This is a genomic window from Flavobacterium cupreum (genome assembly GCF_003996965.1).
GTDB lineage: Bacteria > Bacteroidota > Bacteroidia > Flavobacteriales > Flavobacteriaceae > Flavobacterium > Flavobacterium cupreum.
The window spans coordinates 1-303 of record NZ_QWDM01000202.1 but is presented as its reverse complement, the minus strand read 5'-3'; the positions used below and the strand labels follow the sequence as shown (position 1 = coordinate 303).

At 70.3% G+C, this 303-nt stretch carries 1 pseudogene; it reads left to right on the top strand.

The features are described 5' to 3' along the window. Positions 1 to 303: pseudogene (locus D0817_RS27170) on the top strand (hypothetical protein); the annotation flags it as partial.

Sequence of the window (303 nt, the reverse complement as noted above, 5' to 3'; positions counted from 1 at the left end):
AAGCTCGACGCCCTGCTCGAGGTGGCCGGCGAATCGGTGCAGGCGGCCAACCAGGCCGCGGTGCTGCTCGAGCGCCTGCTCAAGTTCAAGTTCGAAGGCGCCGCCGCCGGCCTGATGGTGACCCTGGGCGAGACGCTGGAACGGGCCTCGCGCTATTCGGCCGAACTCCAGCGCGCCACGCTGGCGACCCGCATGCAGCCGGTCGGGCGCCTGTTCCAGAAATTCCCGCGCCTGGTGCGCGAGCTGGCCAAGGCCCTGGGCAAGGACGTCGAACTCAACATCGAGGGCGCCGCGACCGAGGTC